Consider the following 15,472-nt stretch of genomic DNA (forward strand, 5'->3'; position numbering starts at 1 on the left):
AAATGAGCGCCCAAGTGAAATTGACGAAAATAGGCTAGGGCTCAGTGAGCAATTTATCGGCCTTACAGATTATCGGCGCGCGATGCGTTTTGTCTGAAGCAACTTGCAGGGTTGGTCTTGCAGGCGGCTGTCGAGCGGGAAGAATTTTCTGGCGTTTCTAATTACTGCGGAAGCCCAATATGACGCACAGGATCCTGGAAGCGCGAGCCAGAGCAGGAGGCACCAGAGAATCCAACGCGCAGAGTCGAGCTTGATTCGCCAAAGGTAGAACGCAGAGATGGCCATGAGCGCGCCGAACCAAGTCCCAAGGCCAACCATGATGTGATAGCTGTAGAACAACAGCGGCAAGGTGGAAGGCCATTGGTCGCGGGGAAAGTGGTCGAGGCCTTCGACTTCAGCGGCAGTAGTGCCATAGATGAGGAAGCTGAGGACCTTGTTGACACGAAGTGGATTGTCGATGGTTTGCGACTCGTAGTCGGTCCTGGCAATCAGATCGGGTTCGATACGCTGGTGCCCTACCCTCCGCCTGCGCAGTTCATCCGAAACCGAACCATAACAGCAATGCGCGAAGAATTCAAAAGGGTGTGGATTGGATGGAGAATTTCAATTGGTGAAGCCAACCACATCGATGACTTTCGTTGACAACGTCACTGCAGATTTCGCAACTGTGATGTAGCGGTCGCGCTTCTGGTCGTTGAATTCGTTCACATCGTTATTTATCGCGACCCGAAGGGCTGCTTTATCTCAGCCACGTCAGTTTTCTGCTACGTCGAATGATAACCTTCTGGCTGGAAATGATTTTAGCCATGCAATGATCTGGCCAGCGAACGACAAATCGGATGTCGAAAGGTGGCGCTTCACGCTTCGGGTTATGGCAATGACTTCAGCTCGCAACTCGACGGAGAAGTCGGTTTCCTTAAGAGAGCTGGTCGAAAAGATCGCCGTGTTTTGGGAAAGACCAAGGAACCAGTTCTCGTTCGAACAGGAGAATGGATAAAAAATCCAACAGACAGGCGCTGAACGGTCATCATAGATCGCTAAAGAAAAACCGGCTCTTACTATTGAGGGCCAGCACATGATCAGCTATATTCTTGGTCGGATTTAGAAATGTGGCGGCGGGTCCACGCTAATAATTGAAACAGCATCATGAAAATAACCCATAATTTGGCCATTTGGCCAAATTATGGGTTATTTTTCAGTGAACTGCGGCCTGAGCCAAAATCAAATTCTCATGGGCATCAGGATGTATCTATACTTCACATCCTCATTCGCATCTTCGGGCCGCATCTGACCTGCGCTCTGTGCATCCTTGAACTCCAGACGCACCTCGCCGCTATTGCCGATCGCCTTCAGAAAATCGATAAGATACTGGCTGTTAAATCCCACCACCAGTGGATCGTAGTTATATGGTGTCTCGATCGTATCTTCCGACTCACCAGCATCCGTGCTCGAAGAAGAGAGCTTCAGTTCATTCTGTTCGAGCCGTATCTTGATCGCGCCACTCCGCTCATCCGCAAACTGAGCCACGCGCTGAATCGAACCCATCAGATCCTCTGACCGAACGATCACAAACTTGTTGTTATCCCGCGGCAGCACGGCCTCATAATTAGGGAACTGGCCGGTCAGCTTCCGACTGGTCAACACCCGGCCACCAACCCTGAAGAACAACGTCTGATCGTCATCGCCAAACTCGAGCGTCTCGGCCTCCGTCGCCCCGAGCAGCGAAGAAAGCTCACTCAGCGCCTTCCGTGGAATCAGCGTCTTCTTCTCGCCCGACACACCATCCAGCGTCTCGCCCATCTTTTCGATATGCGCCAGCCGATGGCCATCCGTCGCAACCATCGCCATGCTCTCCGCCTTCAGGACCAGCAGCGCCCCATTCAGCGTGTAACGAGACTCCTCGTTCGAGATCGCAAAGATCGTCTTCGACACCATGTTCTTCAGCGAAGGCACCGAGATCTTCACCGCACCGCTGGCAGGAAACTCAGGCACCTGCGGAAAGTTCGCCCGCGCCATACCCACCATCTTCGTATTTGATCGCCCCGCGCGGATCTGCACCCAGTGGTTGTCCATCAGCTTGATCGAGATCTCGCCCTCAGGCAGCAGCTTGATGTAGTCGTACAGCTTGCGCGCGGGAATCGTGCACGCGCCCGCCTTCTTCACCTTGGCTGCGCAGCTCGTCCGCAGGCTCTGATCGAGATCAGTTGCAGTAATGGTCAACCGGTCGCCACCCTCGCCCTGCGTCGCCTCGAACAGAAAGTTCGACAGGATTGGAATCGTCGTCTTCCGCTCGACCACGCTCTGGGCAGCAGTCAACTCTCGCAGCAACTCCGTGCGGGAGACGGTGATCTCGAGGTTGCCGGTTGGGGCTTGCGCTGCGCTCGTCTCGGTCGGCAAAGTCATCTCGGGCTCCTGGGTCGCACTGGTCACTGTTTGTCTCTCCGTCTGCGTTGGTTGCTGCTGGCCAAACTGTACACCGAATCGAACCCACGATGCATCTCGGCCGTTCAACGTCTGCTTGATTCTAGGGGTGAAACGGCCTCCAGCGCGACAGATTTCTTTGTGGAAACCAGGGTTGTTGTGTGCGATGTCGAAATCTGCCAGAACTCAACCAACGCCCGTGACTGCCTTCTAAGAAACAAGAGAAAAAGAGAGAAATACTAGTAGCAGTAACCGTTGTCGCTTGAAAAGTGGATATCCTTCCCATCGATCTCATAAATAGACGTTTATGTCGCGGTCCTGTTTTAGAAAATAGGTCGCTCCAAAACGTATATTCAGGAAGACCGGCCTATACCTCCGCATCAACCGTCCTCTTATCCCACTTCTTCACAGCCGCCGCCTTCAGCTTCTGAGAAGACTTGTCCCAAAACGTGGGAATGTTCACCAAACAAAACAGAATGAGCGCTTTACCCGAACCATTTTTTTCACACCTACATCTCACCTACGAGGATAATCAGTCCCAAAGCTCAAAGGAGTCCAGCATGAAGATCGCGCTCTTCGGAGCCAGTGGGGCCACCGGAAGACTCCTCACCCAACGCTGTCTCGCCGCTGGATACCAGGTCACCGCGCTGCTCCGCACGCCCGAAACCTTTCCCTTGCGCGACCGCGTCCAGGTCATCCAGGGCAGCGCCTTCGACCCCAATCCAGTCCGTCAGACCATCGCAGACGCCGATGTAGTCCTGTCAGCGCTTGGGGCAAACTCCCTGAAGAAGGAGGACGTCCTTGAACACGCCGTCCCCCAGATCGTCGCCGCCATGCAGGAGACATCTACTCAGCCAAAGCCCGTCCGCCGCATCATCGTCCTCGGCTCCGCTGGCGCGCTCTCCACATCGCTCGATAAGCAACCCGCATGGCGCCGCTGGATCGTCCAGAACATCGTCTACAACACCTTCCTCAAATGGCCAGTGGCGTCGCAGATCTCGCAGTGGAACACCCTCTCCCACAGCAGCCTCGACTGGACCATGGTGATGCCTCCCATGCTCACCAACACGCCCGGCCACGGCACCTATCGCATCGACGGCGATGCCTTGCCCCCAAGCGGCAGCCGCATCTCTCGCGAGGACGTAGCCGACTTCATAATGCAACAGATCGACGATCCTCAATGGATCCGCAAAGGCGTCTACATCACCTGGTGACAAGTGTCCGAGAAGCGTTAGTTATTCCTCGCCGTCTCCGTGTTCCCAGCCATCTTTACCGCGTGAGCCACATCCGTCCTCTGGCTCGTCTTGCCAAAGTCGGTCTGGCGCGCTGCTGCCGTGTAGAACGCCCGAGCCTCCTCGGGCTTCTTGTCTTCCTCTGCCGCCATCCCGGCGCTCATCAGCCATTCAACCGATTCGGGCTCAGCTTCAAAGCCATCTTGTACTCCACCAGCGCCTCGTCCGGTCTCTCCTCCATCATCAATAGATCCCCCACCATTTCTCGCGCGGGAATATCCACCTCGCCCTGTCCGAGCTCGTCCTGCTGGTCGGCGGCCCTGCGCATCGCCGTCACTGCCTCCTCAGGCTTGTTCTCCCCGAACGCCTGCCACCCCACCATCTCGTTCCTCTCCACCTCCATCGAGCTGATGCGCGACGCATACGGAGATTTCTTCAACGCGTCAACTCCCTTATCAAACTCCCTCAGCGCAGAAGCCGCCAGCTTCGCATCCTTCAGGTGTCCAGCCGCCACACCCTGGCCCCAGTACGTATCGAACTTCAGATACTCCTTCGAACCCGGTGCTGGGGTCTCCGCTGCCAGCATCTTCCAGTCATGCATCTCGATCCCGTACACTGCCCTCACTTCGTTGTCCAGGCGGTTTCCGCCGTGCTTCATCGCCAGTGCGTCAAACGCCGCCCCGTCCACATCGTTGGGATACGCAGTGTGCAGCGCATTCATCTTCGCCTCATACGCGTCCGCCCGCTGCTGAAACGTCGTATCCTTCGCATCGGAAGGATCGAAGAACGCGCTCAAAGCCCGATATACGCCTGCTCTCTCGCCGTCACTATTGCAGGAGGCGCAGCCAGCCTCCGGGCCTCTGCCATCTCCTCCGCACCCGTCTTCAGCGCGGCGGCCTCCGGCTCTCCCCACAACTCCTGGTACTTCGTCATTGCCACGCCCCAGTGAGCCATCGCGCATGCCGGGTCGTCCTTCGCGATCGCACGAAACTGCATCTCCGACTGGGTGTATCCAAACGGGTGCAGCAACGTTACTCCGTGCTCCATCGGCCCTTGCGATCGCACTGCGCACGAGGTCGGAAACGAAACCCGCCGCCCCCAGCGTCTTATTCGCATCATCATGATGATGGTGGTGCTCCGCCGGCATATCAGGCATCGACTGGCCATACGCGATACCAGAGGGCATCACGACTGCGCACATCGCCCCGCACAATGCTCCACAGGCTATGCCGCGAAGCGCGTCTTCGCAACGGCTATCCCGCTACTAATCTTGCAACCGCACGCCGCCCTTTTGTTTTGCATTCCGCAATGAAGCGGAGGAGCCTGCTTACTCTTCTATGCTCCACAGGTATGCTTCACAATCCATTCCGTGACCTGAGCAGGACCTCGCATTAACCGAAATGCTCCCGCCCGCAGTAAAGTAACACTGTCTCTCAAAGGAGCTTCCGTGAAGCCAGCGAACCGAATCGCCTCTACCTTCCTACTCGTCACGCTAGCGAGCATCGCCGCGAAGGCGCAGACCCCGGCAACCCCGCAGCCATCAGCTCCTCCCACGCTGATCGGCTCCATCGCAACTCGAAGCGACTGGCCTCAGGCTAAGCCCGAGGACGTCAAATCTCCTGAAGCGATTCTGAACGCTGTTTACAGCGTCATCTCCGGTCCTAAGGGTCAGACGCGTGACTGGGACCGCATGCGTTCTCTCTTCATCCCGGATGCGCGCCTTATTCCCGCGGTGACGTCACCTACTAGTGGCCATAGCGATGCAGTGGTTCTTACGATTGACAGCTATATCGCCCGTAGTCAGGGGCGTATGACTGCGAATGGATTCTTTGAGCGCTCTATTCACAATGAGATTGAGCAGTTCGGCAATATCGTTCAGGTCTGGAGCACTTACGAGTCTCGCCACAACGCTGATGACCCTGCTCCTTTTACTCGGGGGATCAATAGCTTTCAGTTGCTGAAGGATGGGGACCGGTATTGGGTCGTCAATATCTTCTGGGATTCGGAGTCTTCTGCCAATCCGATCCCTGCTAAATATCTTCCGAAGTAGTTTTTTTCTGGCGCTGGTGGAAGGGGGTTTTAATTGGGGTTTTTGGGGAAAAGGGTGTGTTTGTTGTGGTGATTTGGTGGTGAGAACGTGGTGGTTTGCGTGGTAAACGTGGTGAGTTAGCAGCGTGTTTTTGGGGTGCTAAAAATACGCCACTTTTTCAAACTTTATTTTGGGAGAGACTCTGTCCTGCCGGACGGGCTCCCTGCGCGGGAGGCGGTCACTTCGTGACTTGTATACCGCTTCGCGTGGTCCTCCCGTTGGTCGGAGGGATGATTGTGCCGACCAACGGGAGGCCCCATGCTGCTCGTCCTGCCTGGACCGGTATACGCGTCACGAAGTGACCGCCTCCCGCGCAGTGGGCCCGTCCGGCAGGACAGAGTCTTTCAGAGGGGTTAGCTCAGCGTCTCCATCAGCTTGTTGATCGTCCGATTCAGGTCCTTGTCGGCACGACGCTGCTCGTCGATCTTCGAGATCGAGTGCATCACCGTCGTATGGTGCTTGCCGCCAAACTGCCGCCCAATCTCCGGCAGGGAAGCCTCCGTCAACTGCTTGGCCAGGAACATCGCAATCTGCCGCGGCACCACAATCTGGCGGGAGTTATTCTTCTGCTTCAACTCCGCAACCCGCATCCCAAACTGCTCAGCTACCGTGCGCTGAATCGTCTCAATCGTGATCTTGCGAACCTGGGTGTCGATGAACTGCTTCAGGCACTGCTGCGTGACGGCAAGGGTGATCTCCACACCATGCATGCTGCACCAGGCGATCAGCCGCACCAGCGCGCCCTCAAGCTCCCGCACATTGGTCCGGACGTTCGAGGCGATAAACATCGCTACGTCGGTTGGGAGTTGCGTCTGCTCGCTCTCGGCCTTCTTCTGCAGGATCGCGACTTTGGTTTCGAGATCCGGCGGCTGAATGTCGGCGATCAAACCCCACTCGAAGCGCGACCGCAGACGATCTTCAAAGTCGGCCAGCTCTTTGGGCGGTCGGTCGCTGGCAATGACGATCTGCTTCATGCTCTCGTGGAGGGTGTTGAAGGTGTGGAAGAACTCCTCCTGGGTCCGCTCCTTGCCGGCTAGAAACTGGATGTCGTCGATCAACAACACGTCGACGTTGCGGAACTTGTCGCGGAAGCCGGTCATCTTGTCGTACCGGACCGAGTTGATCATCTCGTTGGTGAACTTTTCGCCGCTGACGTAGCTGATGGAGGCGTGCGGCTGCCTGCGCTTTACGTCATGTCCGATGGCATGCATCAGGTGGGTCTTGCCCATGCCGACGCCGCCGTAGAGGAAGAGCGGGTTGTAGGCCTTGGAGGGCCGTTCGGCCACGGCCTGGGCCGCTGCTGTGGCGAACTGGTTGCCGCTGCCGATGACAAAGGCGTCGAACTGATAGCGCGGGTTGAGCTGGGAGGCTGCACTCCAGTCGAATCGAGCCTGCTCCGGCGCTGGCCCTGAGACTGAGTTGGTCGATGCGCCGAGGCGCTGCCTGGGTGCGCTCTGGCTGTGGCTAGGCACGGGAGCAAAGCCGCCGTCCTCCCGCACCTTGGGGGCGCGGGGGTCCTGTTCGGGCGTGGTGAAGGCGACGGACTCGACGTCGAGGCCGAGATTGTCGATCGCTTCCTGGATTAGGTCGGCGTAGCGGTCGCCGATGTGCTGGAAGTCGGTGGAGGGAATTCGCACGAAGAGCTTTTTGCCCTCGAGGTGTGAGAACCGTGTCGGCTTGAGCCATGTCTCGTAAGACTGGCGGTTGATCTTCTTCTCAAGGGCAGCCAGAATACGAACCCAATAATTCAATACGGCGGTAGCCGTCGGAACGAATGACATTCTTAATTTCCTTGTCTTGTTTCCTGTTCCAAACCAGACGTGGCACTTCTTTCAGTCGTGCAGGTTCACACGATAAGCAGCAAATAGGAGTCCATACCTGGCCCCTGAGGACAAGGTTCACACGGCCCCTGTGTTGCTAGAATGCTCTCCGCTGGGCACCCTTGCAACCTTGGCTGCGGAGAGGAGTAGTTCAACGTGAATCAGAGTGCGGGACGGCTGGGCTTGCAGAAAAACGTCTTGCGAATCGGGTTCGATAGTAGCACGGAAAAGACGACGTTTTTCAATGCATCCGATCAAAAAAAAGAAGTTGCACCATTAGCAGTGAAGACGGTGAAATCAAGCGTCTGTAGCAGGGAGAAAATACGTTGCGACTGGATGTTTCTTCTCTACTACTGCGAAGTTTCTTGTGATAAGAGATTCGCGATCCGGTCTCCTTGCGTGGTTGGTTGATATCACTATCAGGATATCCGGTGTGTCTGTTTTGCGGTGCATGTTCGCGCCTTTGGTGGTAGTGATTTTCTTTTACAGGATAGTTAGTTGAGTCGTCTCATTTTGAAACTTTCATCTCCCATCGCACTCCGTCGTCGCTGCGAAGGAGTTCGATGGCTAATCCGATCAAGACTCTTCGCTGAAGATAAGTTCGTCACTGGCACAAAGGACGCAGTGGATTGGGCTGTGAAAATTCGGTCTGATCGGGTATACTCAGAGATTGTTGCAACAGCCTAAAAGTTTGAGCAGGTGTTCTACCCTGCGCAGGAGTTTTTTGTCATGCCGAAGCGTACTTTTCAACCCAACCGCCGCCATCGCGCCAAGACCCACGGCTTTCTTTCCCGCATGAAGACCAAGGCGGGAGCAGCTGTGCTTAGCCGTCGCCGCGCCAAGGGCCGTCATAAGATCGCCGTCAGCGCCGGTTTCCGCGACTAGTCTTTTGCGTATAGTGAATCAACGCCTTCAAGGCTCTTGATGTTCCGGTTTCGCGGAACCCGTAAACGACAGCAATCTCAAAAAAGTATCCATGGTTTCTATAGACCATCGAGGAGGGCTATTGCCCCCTTCGATGGTCTGTGTCTTTTTGACACTAAGCCTCGTGAGCCTCGCTAGCCCGATCGTCCACATTCGAAACGAGTTTCCGTACGTCGGAGATTGTGTTGGCTAAACCCACCTCTGTCAGTGCATAAGGCCAGCACGGTAGGCGATTTTTTGGGGCAACCATCCGGCTGCGGCAGGTCTCCTATTTAGGGTCGGCAACGTTGCGATAGTGGTCGACGGCCGGCATAGGAGATGATCGTTATGGCACAGAATATGAATCCTCCAAATCAGGGAAACCAAGGTAACAATCCTTCGCAGGGCAACAACCCAGGAACTACAACGACGAAGAAACCGGGACAAGATACTTCCGTGAAGAGTGGAGAGCACACCCCGAGCGATAAGAAATAGTTAGCGTCTTCAGCGTCTGTTGAAGAGACGCGTAGCCTGAGGGATGTGTCGCTGTCGTCCCTTGGAAATCCACCCGAGAAGCCCGTCTTGCAGGCGGGCTTCTTTGCGTGATTCGCATGGTCTGATGGCTTGCAGCTTTGGAGAGACAGGCTTGGAGACGGTGATGAAGAAATATTCTCCGATGACGAAAGACAGACCTCAGCGGCTAAAGCCGCAATGCAACTAAAGCTCTTGCGGCACGGCTGAAGCCGTGCCCTTAAGCAAAGCGGATTTTTCAGCAGCCCCATGAAGCTGTCCCCTTAAGCGAGACGGACTTTTTCAGCAGCCCTCTGGAGGGCAGAGAAGCTTGTACGATGGAGAGAGTGGCAAGCTGGGCTTGCGCCAAGGGACTTTTGCTCGTACACGCTGATGAATGCCAAGCCAAATTCGATCTTCCGCCTGCGAAAACATGCAGACTACCAGCGCGTGTATAAGGCGAGCCGCAAGCTGTTTGCGAAGCAGATGAGCTATTTTTTTGCTCTTCGTCCACTGCTGGGGGCCGATGGAACTCCGCTGCGGGACGCTGATGCGTCGAGCCCGCGGGTGGGCCTGACGGTGGGGAAGGTGATGGGAAAGGCGGTTGACCGCAACCGCATCAAACGCCGCATGCGCGAAGCCGTTCGCAGGAACCTGGCGACGCTCAACACGCCGGTCGATGTGATTCTGCATCCGCGCCGCAGCGTGATCGATCTCGACTTTCCGACGCTGGAGCGCGAGGTTGCGACGGTGTTTCGGACCATTCAGACGGTGGCTGATCGAGACCCCGTCCGGCAGCCTGGTCGGCAGCCTGGGGATCGCTCCAACAAGCAGAACTCGGCGCCATCGCTCTAAACAGATGAAGGATACTGAAGCCAGTCTCGCGGAATCGCCTCTTTCTGAGCCCCGACTCGCTGAACCTAGTCTCGCGGTCCGCGTGGCTTACGGGATTTACAAGGGCATCGTGTCGCCGGTGCTGCATGCCTTCAGCCCCAGCCAGTGCCTCTATCTTCCGACGTGCTCGGAGTATGCCTATGTTGCGCTGGTTCGGTTTGGTGTGGCGAGGGGGACGTGGCTGGCGCTGCGACGCGTCGGCAGGTGCCATCCGTTTGCGAAGGGCGGGCTGGATCCGGTGCCTCTGCGAAGCGCCGATACGGCCGCGGCCGCCCCTATTTCCACAGACCATTTATCATAGGGGTAGCGTCTCCAAAGTCTGCGGAGGCGGCCTCACGTTTAGCAAAGAATAGGAAGTCTCTTTTGGCAGAGTTCAAAAACCCAAATCAACAGGGCGGCGGCGACAATAAATCGCTCCTGGTCATGATGCTCGTCCTGGTCACCGTCTTCTTTGGCCTGCAGTACTTTCGCGCGAAGAATAACCCGCAGACGAGCTCGCCCAACGCCGGCCAGAGTGCTGCTGCGGTTCCCGGCGCGCCGGTGCCTGCGCAGCCCGCGCTTGCTGCAGCCAATCCTGCCGTTGCGGCTACGCCTGCAACTTCGGCCTCGGCGGTTCCTGCGGTGCAGGCCCCTGCAGAGGCGACTACGACGGTCGAGAATGAACTCTACAGGATCACGTTCACCAATCGCGGCGGTCAGGTAGCGAGCTGGATTTTGAAGAAGTACAAGGACTCCGACGGCAAGCCGCTGAACCTGGTTCACACGCAGGCGGCGCAGCAGTTTGGATATCCGCTGTCGCTGTATACGTACGATGCGGCGTTGACGGCGAGCCTGAGTAAAGCGCTGTATGTGCCGTCGGCTACCGGGGCGCTTGCTGCTCCGGCGAGCCTGACATTCAAATACTCCGACGGCGCTACGACGGTGCGCAAGACGTTCTCCTTCGATGAGACCTATGTTCTGCATGCCGATGTCGAGGTTACGCAAGGTGACGTTCCGGTTCGCGCGTTGATCAACTGGCCGGGCGGGTTTGGCGATCAGGACAATGCGTCGGCGTATGCGGGGGCGCAGCTGGATTACGCACAACATGCCAAGGAGCAGCACCTGGCTCCGAAGAAGGTCTCGGGTGGCGAGACGCTCAATGGGCCGTTCGATTGGGCTGGCACCAGCGACACTTACTTCGCCGCGATCTTCCTGCCGGATTCGCCAGACACCGCGACCGTGGCGATGCTGCATAACCAGCTGGACGTGGCGAAGACGATTCGTCGTACCGGTCTTGGGGCTGGCGCGCCGGCCAAGGGAGCGATTGAGGTGCCGGTCCTCGGCGCTGCACTGGGTGATACCAGCGGCCGCACTCAGACTCGCGTGTATGTTGGCCCCAAGGCGGTGAACATTCTGCGCGGCATTCATGCCACCGGCGATACGATCTCGCTGGAGCCTCTGCTCGACTTTGGGTTCTTCGGCCCGATCGGAAAGTATCTCTTCCTCTCGCTACAGTTCATCCACGCCCACATTACTTCGAACTGGGGCTGGGCGATTGTACTGTTGACGGTCTTGATCAACCTGCTGATTCTGCCGCTGCGCGTGAAGACGATGCAGAGCGGCCTGAAGATGCAGCGCATTCAACCGCAGATGGACGCCATCAAGGAGCGCTACAAGAAGTACAAGGCGACCGACCCCAAGCGCAACGAGATGAACGTCGAGATCATGAAGCTGCAAAAGGATAACGGCGTCAACATGTTTGGCGGCTGTATTCCTACGCTGATCCAGATGCCTCTGCTCTTCGCGTTCTTCAGCATGCTGCCCAAGGTGGTGGAGCTACGCCAGGCGCACTGGTTCTGGCTGCCGGATCTTTCGAGCGCAGATCCGTACCACATCCTTCCGATCGTCATGATCGTGAGCCAGTTCCTGGTGCAGTTCTATACGCCGTCTCCCGGCGTCGATCCCCAGCAGCAGAAGATGATGGCGTTCATGATGCCAGCGGTCTCCGGGTACATGACCTGGAACTACGCCTCGGGCCTGGCCCTCTACTGGACTATCGGCAACCTGATCAGCATCATTCAGCAGTCGGTGATGAACCGCACCAGCCTTGGCCGAGAGATGCGCGAGATCGCAGCCAAACGCGCTCGCCGCAAGGCAGGAGCGCCTACGACCATCTCGGGAAAGCGGTAGCGCAAGGTTGACGGTTAGAAGAGATTTGAGCCATTTAGTACGTTGTGAGAATCAAAAAATACATAGGGTGAAACTCCATGCCCTCGAAATCGGTCTTATATAAATGATGAACCCCCTGATAGATCAGGGCCGTGCGGTGAAGAAGATCGCGGACTTCCTGGAAGTTTTGAAAGAGACAGGAAGTCTCGATTTGCAATCTCAAATTCTTGCCTGCAACGGCCACGTGCAACCCAACGCTGACGCTCCCGCCGGCGCGGCCCCCTCTGCCTTACCCGGCGCTTCTGCCCCCGACTCGTCCCCTGTAATCTGCGTCGAGTTTACCGGCACCGATACTCCCCTTCTTCTTGCCCGCAACGGCGAACTCCTCCACGCCATCGAGCATCTCGCCGCCAAGATTCTTCGGCTTGAACCCGAAGAGCACGACCTCATCTTCTTCGACGCGGAAGGTTTCAAAGCAAACCGCGACCGGGAGCTCCAGCACTCTGCCGAGACGGCCATCGAACAGGTTCGCGCCACGGGCAGGCCCTACTCCTTTCCTCCCATGACCTCGCGCGAGCGCCGCATGCTTCACCTTGCGCTGGCAAAGTCCGGCTTGCCGACGGCCTCCTCGGGCGAAGGCCCCGGGCGTTTTGTGGTTCTCTATCCGGAGGGCCCCGCAGCTGCGCAACCGCTTGCTACTGCCGACCGAACGCGCGCTATTCGCAACAGCTTTCGCCGGCGCTGACGATGCGTTCGTCTGGTTCGTAGAGGTTCGTCGTGGACGATGGGGTGCGATTTTTTGAGCGGCTAACTCTGGGAGCGAGGCAGCAGGCTGGTTGCTTCCCATCTCTTCTTCGCCGAACTTCCTTCGGGAGCGACCGAGATGGTCACCGATTGACCGTCCAGATAGCGGTGCCAGTCGTTGGACTCTGCCACCTGTTTGATCACCGCATTCCGTTGCAACAGGAACGCGCTGAGGTGACGCTTCACCAGAAGCTTGGTCGCAAGACGCCCTATCGCGCCCCAGGGAGCGGTGAATCGAATCTCGTCTCGTAGCCGGGTACCATCATCCATCGCCGCGAAGTGATGTTCATGCTCGAAGTGCGAGAAGACGCCTGAGACCATGGCATCGCGAAAGTACGAGTAAGGCCGCAGAACCTCGATGCGGCTCTTGTGCCGCAGCTTCACCCCGAGATGACGGCCGCGAAAGGTCACCGTCTCGCCCTCGCTGATCAGGCCGGTCGTGACCCCTTCTACTGCCTGTTCTCGGGAGGAATGCGCCGACGCGAGATGAAGATCAACACTCAGGCAAAGCAGAAAACACCGTTCTACCGGTGCATCGATCCAGGTTTCTAATCGAATTGTTTCCATGGGCCCGGCCACCGTTTACTCTTGAGTACTTGGCGTAACAGAAACAGATTACGCCAGTAACAGTATCTTTCCAATCCCACCTTTTGCGGCTGCGGCTTGTGCCTGCCCTGCCTCCTCAAGCGGCACCATCCTGTCGATTGGAATGGAAAATCGTCCGGCGACCACGTCTTCGGCCAGCGTTCTCAGTGTTTTAGCGTCTGGCTCGGAGCGAATCATCTCGACCCTGACGGTGGGATGCAGCTTCGCGTCCGACGGGGGCCCAAGTACCGAGGCGAAGACCCCTCCCTGCTTTACCTTCGCCAGGAGTTGGTTTGCGGTCTCACCTCCAACCGCGTCCGCAACCGCATCGATGAATCCGAGCTTGTCCATCGCTGCCGCGTCATCAAGCGCGATCACGTGGTCGGCCTTCAAACTCTCCGCCTCTTTTAGCTGCGACTTCCTTACCCCGGCGAAGACAATAGCCCCGGCTTTCTTTGCGGTCCAGACCGCAGAACGGCCAACGCCGCCGACAGCACCCGCGACCAGTACAGTCTGGCCGGTTTGAATCTTCGTGCCGCGCGAAATCAACTGCTCCCCGGCCAGGGCCACCACAGGGAGTGCGGCCGCGTGCACGAGGTCCAGCTTCTCCGGAATGAGCGCGAGATCTGTCGCCTTGACCACCACCAGCTCGGCGTATGTCTTTGTCGCGGTAGCCATCACCTTGTCACCCGGCGCAAAGCCGCTCACGCCTTGGCCGACCTCGCGCACGATCCCGGAGAGATCTCTCCCGAGGATCGCCGGCAGCTCCAGCGGAAGATACTTCTTCATCTCTCCACTGCGCATCTTGTAGTCGATCGGATTGACACTGGCCGCTGCGACCCGCACCAGCACCTCACCCCGTCCGGCCACAGGGTCAGGAACAACTTCATACTTCAACTTATCCGGTCCACCATACTCATGCAGGACGACAGCCCTCATCGAAGCACCTCTAAACAGTCCGATTGCTATTTGATGCACAAATCGGCGTGCCTGTTCGTGAGGTGGTTAACCCGATGCAGCTTATGTTTGTCGCGCCTAAGGACGAGCGTTACGACGCAGCACTGGTCTGCTCGATCTCTTCCGGAAGATACTTACGCCACTCATGACTCTCGGCTATCCTTTTCAACAGCTTCAGCCTGCGGCGCAGAACCCGCGAGAGGTAAGGCACAAGAATCGTGCGGGCTACCAATCTTCCCGCCCACGAAAGCGGAAGCGTGAAACGGATCTTGTCGTTCAGCACCGTTCGGCCATCAATATAGAAGAGGTGATGGTCGTGCTGGAATCGCTTGAAGCGGCCTCGCCCCATGGTGTCCTGAAAGAACACGGGCCGTTCGTACCGGGTGATGAGGGTCTCATGCATCTGGGGAAAACCGAACTTCCATCCTGCCCACAGGAGTTTGTCTCCAGGGGTAATCATTCCCCGGGTCTTACCTTCGATCGGCTTCATCCCCAACGTCTTTCCCACCAACTCAATGTTGGTCGAAAGCAGGAAACATCTCTCGATCGGAGCATTGATATGAATACTGTCGCTAATCGTAAACATCGGTCCCCTGTTGATTGTACTGCTGTTCCGTCTGCAGGCTCAATCTAAACCTTTGTCAGTCAACAGATCCGCGACCGCCGCTGCTATTTTCTGTCGATACCTTATCGTTTGATCAACCGTGATGGAGTTCTCAAGGACGAGTCCTCGACATCATGCGAATCCGCGTTCTGCTTCGGCCTTCTGATGGCAACTATGGCAAACCAGCTGGGTATTTCTTGCAGTATACCCATCGATGGCACGAAAGCGGTCAAGTTCCGCGCCACGGTCGGGCAGCGCGGTGTGGCAGAGGGCGCAGAGGCCAAGCTGACTCTTCCGCTTCGCCTCTTTCAACTTGCGACGCTGCGTCGGCGTTCCTCGCTCGTCGAACTCCAACCGCTTGAGGATGTATCGCCGCATCTGGAAGAGCCGTTCGCGATCCTCACCGGCGACAGCAGCGATCCGCTCGCGTAACTGCTCGAGAATCGTAATCGCTGCTGCGCGGTCCTGATCGGAGAGCGAAGCCATCTGCATCCCTCTTAGAGTG

Annotated in this window: 17 protein-coding genes; 7 read left to right on the plus strand and 10 right to left on the minus strand. The window is 57.2% G+C overall.

Annotation, left to right across the window (positions count from 1 at the left end):
• Nucleotides 1–69 precede the first annotated feature (69 nt).
• Nucleotides 70–534 carry a cytochrome ubiquinol oxidase subunit I gene (locus tag HDF09_RS15435; RefSeq protein ID WP_183768587.1) on the minus strand — a complete coding sequence of 155 codons (465 nt, stop codon included), beginning with the start codon at nt 532–534 and terminating at the stop codon, nt 70–72.
• Nucleotides 535–1,221: 687 nt separating this feature from the next.
• Nucleotides 1,222–2,403, minus strand: coding sequence for a DNA polymerase III subunit beta (gene dnaN, locus HDF09_RS15440; RefSeq protein WP_183767935.1), 1,182 nt, complete (start codon nt 2,401–2,403; stop codon nt 1,222–1,224).
• A gap of 578 nt (nt 2,404–2,981) precedes the next feature.
• Here dnaN and HDF09_RS15445 point away from each other — a divergent pair.
• Nucleotides 2,982–3,635 carry an NAD(P)-dependent oxidoreductase gene (locus HDF09_RS15445; RefSeq protein ID WP_183767937.1) on the plus strand — a complete coding sequence of 218 codons (654 nt, stop codon included), beginning with the start codon at nt 2,982–2,984 and terminating at the stop codon, nt 3,633–3,635.
• A gap of 17 nt (nt 3,636–3,652) precedes the next feature.
• Here HDF09_RS15445 and HDF09_RS15450 read toward each other — a convergent pair whose 3' ends face one another.
• From HDF09_RS15450 to HDF09_RS15460, 3 genes are read right to left on the minus strand one after another with little or no spacing between them, the layout of a single operon-like run.
• Nucleotides 3,653–3,805, minus strand: a complete 153-nt coding sequence (locus HDF09_RS15450; RefSeq protein ID WP_183767939.1) for a hypothetical protein — start codon at nt 3,803–3,805, stop codon at nt 3,653–3,655.
• Between the two features lie 11 nt (nt 3,806–3,816).
• The gene (locus HDF09_RS15455; RefSeq protein WP_183767941.1) at nt 3,817–4,449 is read right to left on the minus strand and encodes a hypothetical protein; all 633 of its coding nucleotides are present in this window, start codon (nt 4,447–4,449) and stop codon (nt 3,817–3,819) included.
• Nucleotides 4,446–4,700 carry a hypothetical protein gene (locus tag HDF09_RS15460; protein WP_183767943.1) on the minus strand — a complete coding sequence of 85 codons (255 nt, stop codon included), beginning with the start codon at nt 4,698–4,700 and terminating at the stop codon, nt 4,446–4,448. The genes HDF09_RS15455 and HDF09_RS15460 overlap by 4 nt, the downstream gene beginning before the upstream one ends.
• Nucleotides 4,701–5,100: 400 nt before the next feature.
• Here HDF09_RS15460 and HDF09_RS15465 point away from each other — a divergent pair, with 400 nt between their 5' ends.
• Complete coding sequence (locus HDF09_RS15465; protein WP_183767945.1) at nt 5,101–5,703, plus strand: nuclear transport factor 2 family protein; 603 nt, start codon at nt 5,101–5,103, stop codon at nt 5,701–5,703.
• A 392-nt stretch (nt 5,704–6,095) separates the two neighbouring features.
• Here HDF09_RS15465 and dnaA read toward each other — a convergent pair whose 3' ends face one another.
• Entirely contained in the window at nt 6,096–7,523 is a 1,428-nt protein-coding gene (gene dnaA, locus HDF09_RS15470) for a chromosomal replication initiator protein DnaA (protein ID WP_183767947.1), read from the minus strand.
• 768 nt (nt 7,524–8,291) lie between these two features.
• Between dnaA and rpmH the strand changes: the two genes are divergently transcribed.
• The 5 genes from rpmH to HDF09_RS15495 all read left to right on the plus strand — a co-directional run bounded on the left by rpmH (nt 8,292) and on the right by HDF09_RS15495 (nt 12,762).
• A complete protein-coding gene (rpmH, locus tag HDF09_RS15475) occupies nt 8,292–8,447 on the plus strand; it encodes a 50S ribosomal protein L34 (protein ID WP_123490004.1) in 156 nt (51 codons plus the stop codon).
• A gap of 921 nt (nt 8,448–9,368) precedes the next feature.
• A complete protein-coding gene (rnpA, locus tag HDF09_RS15480; RefSeq protein WP_183767949.1) occupies nt 9,369–9,830 on the plus strand; it encodes a ribonuclease P protein component in 462 nt (153 codons plus the stop codon).
• Between the two features lie 82 nt (nt 9,831–9,912).
• Nucleotides 9,913–10,170: a membrane protein insertion efficiency factor YidD gene (gene yidD / locus HDF09_RS15485; protein WP_311719684.1), complete on the plus strand. Its 258-nt coding sequence runs from the start codon at nt 9,913–9,915 to the stop codon at nt 10,168–10,170.
• Between the two features lie 62 nt (nt 10,171–10,232).
• The gene (gene yidC / locus HDF09_RS15490) at nt 10,233–12,038 is read left to right on the plus strand and encodes a membrane protein insertase YidC (protein ID WP_183767953.1); all 1,806 of its coding nucleotides are present in this window, start codon (nt 10,233–10,235) and stop codon (nt 12,036–12,038) included.
• 190 nt (nt 12,039–12,228) lie between these two features.
• The gene (locus HDF09_RS15495; RefSeq protein ID WP_260181364.1) at nt 12,229–12,762 is read left to right on the plus strand and encodes a Jag family protein; all 534 of its coding nucleotides are present in this window, start codon (nt 12,229–12,231) and stop codon (nt 12,760–12,762) included.
• Between the two features lie 62 nt (nt 12,763–12,824).
• Here HDF09_RS15495 and HDF09_RS15500 read toward each other — a convergent pair whose 3' ends face one another.
• The 4 genes from HDF09_RS15500 to HDF09_RS15515 all read right to left on the minus strand — a co-directional run bounded on the left by HDF09_RS15500 (nt 12,825) and on the right by HDF09_RS15515 (nt 15,453).
• Nucleotides 12,825–13,388 carry an SRPBCC family protein gene (locus HDF09_RS15500; RefSeq protein ID WP_183767955.1) on the minus strand — a complete coding sequence of 188 codons (564 nt, stop codon included), beginning with the start codon at nt 13,386–13,388 and terminating at the stop codon, nt 12,825–12,827.
• Nucleotides 13,389–13,436: 48 nt separating this feature from the next.
• Entirely contained in the window at nt 13,437–14,345 is a 909-nt protein-coding gene (locus HDF09_RS15505) for an NADP-dependent oxidoreductase (RefSeq protein WP_183767957.1), read from the minus strand.
• Between the two features lie 109 nt (nt 14,346–14,454).
• Nucleotides 14,455–14,949 (minus strand): SRPBCC family protein, encoded by a 495-nt coding sequence (locus HDF09_RS15510; protein WP_183767959.1) that lies wholly within the window; start codon nt 14,947–14,949, stop codon nt 14,455–14,457.
• 150 nt (nt 14,950–15,099) lie between these two features.
• Nucleotides 15,100–15,453 (minus strand): hypothetical protein, encoded by a 354-nt coding sequence (locus HDF09_RS15515; RefSeq protein ID WP_183767961.1) that lies wholly within the window; start codon nt 15,451–15,453, stop codon nt 15,100–15,102.
• Nucleotides 15,454–15,472: the final 19 nt, after the last annotated feature.

The sequence above is a fragment of the Edaphobacter lichenicola genome, from assembly GCF_014201315.1.
In the GTDB taxonomy this organism is placed as follows: Bacteria; Acidobacteriota; Terriglobia; order Terriglobales; family Acidobacteriaceae; genus Edaphobacter; species Edaphobacter lichenicola_B.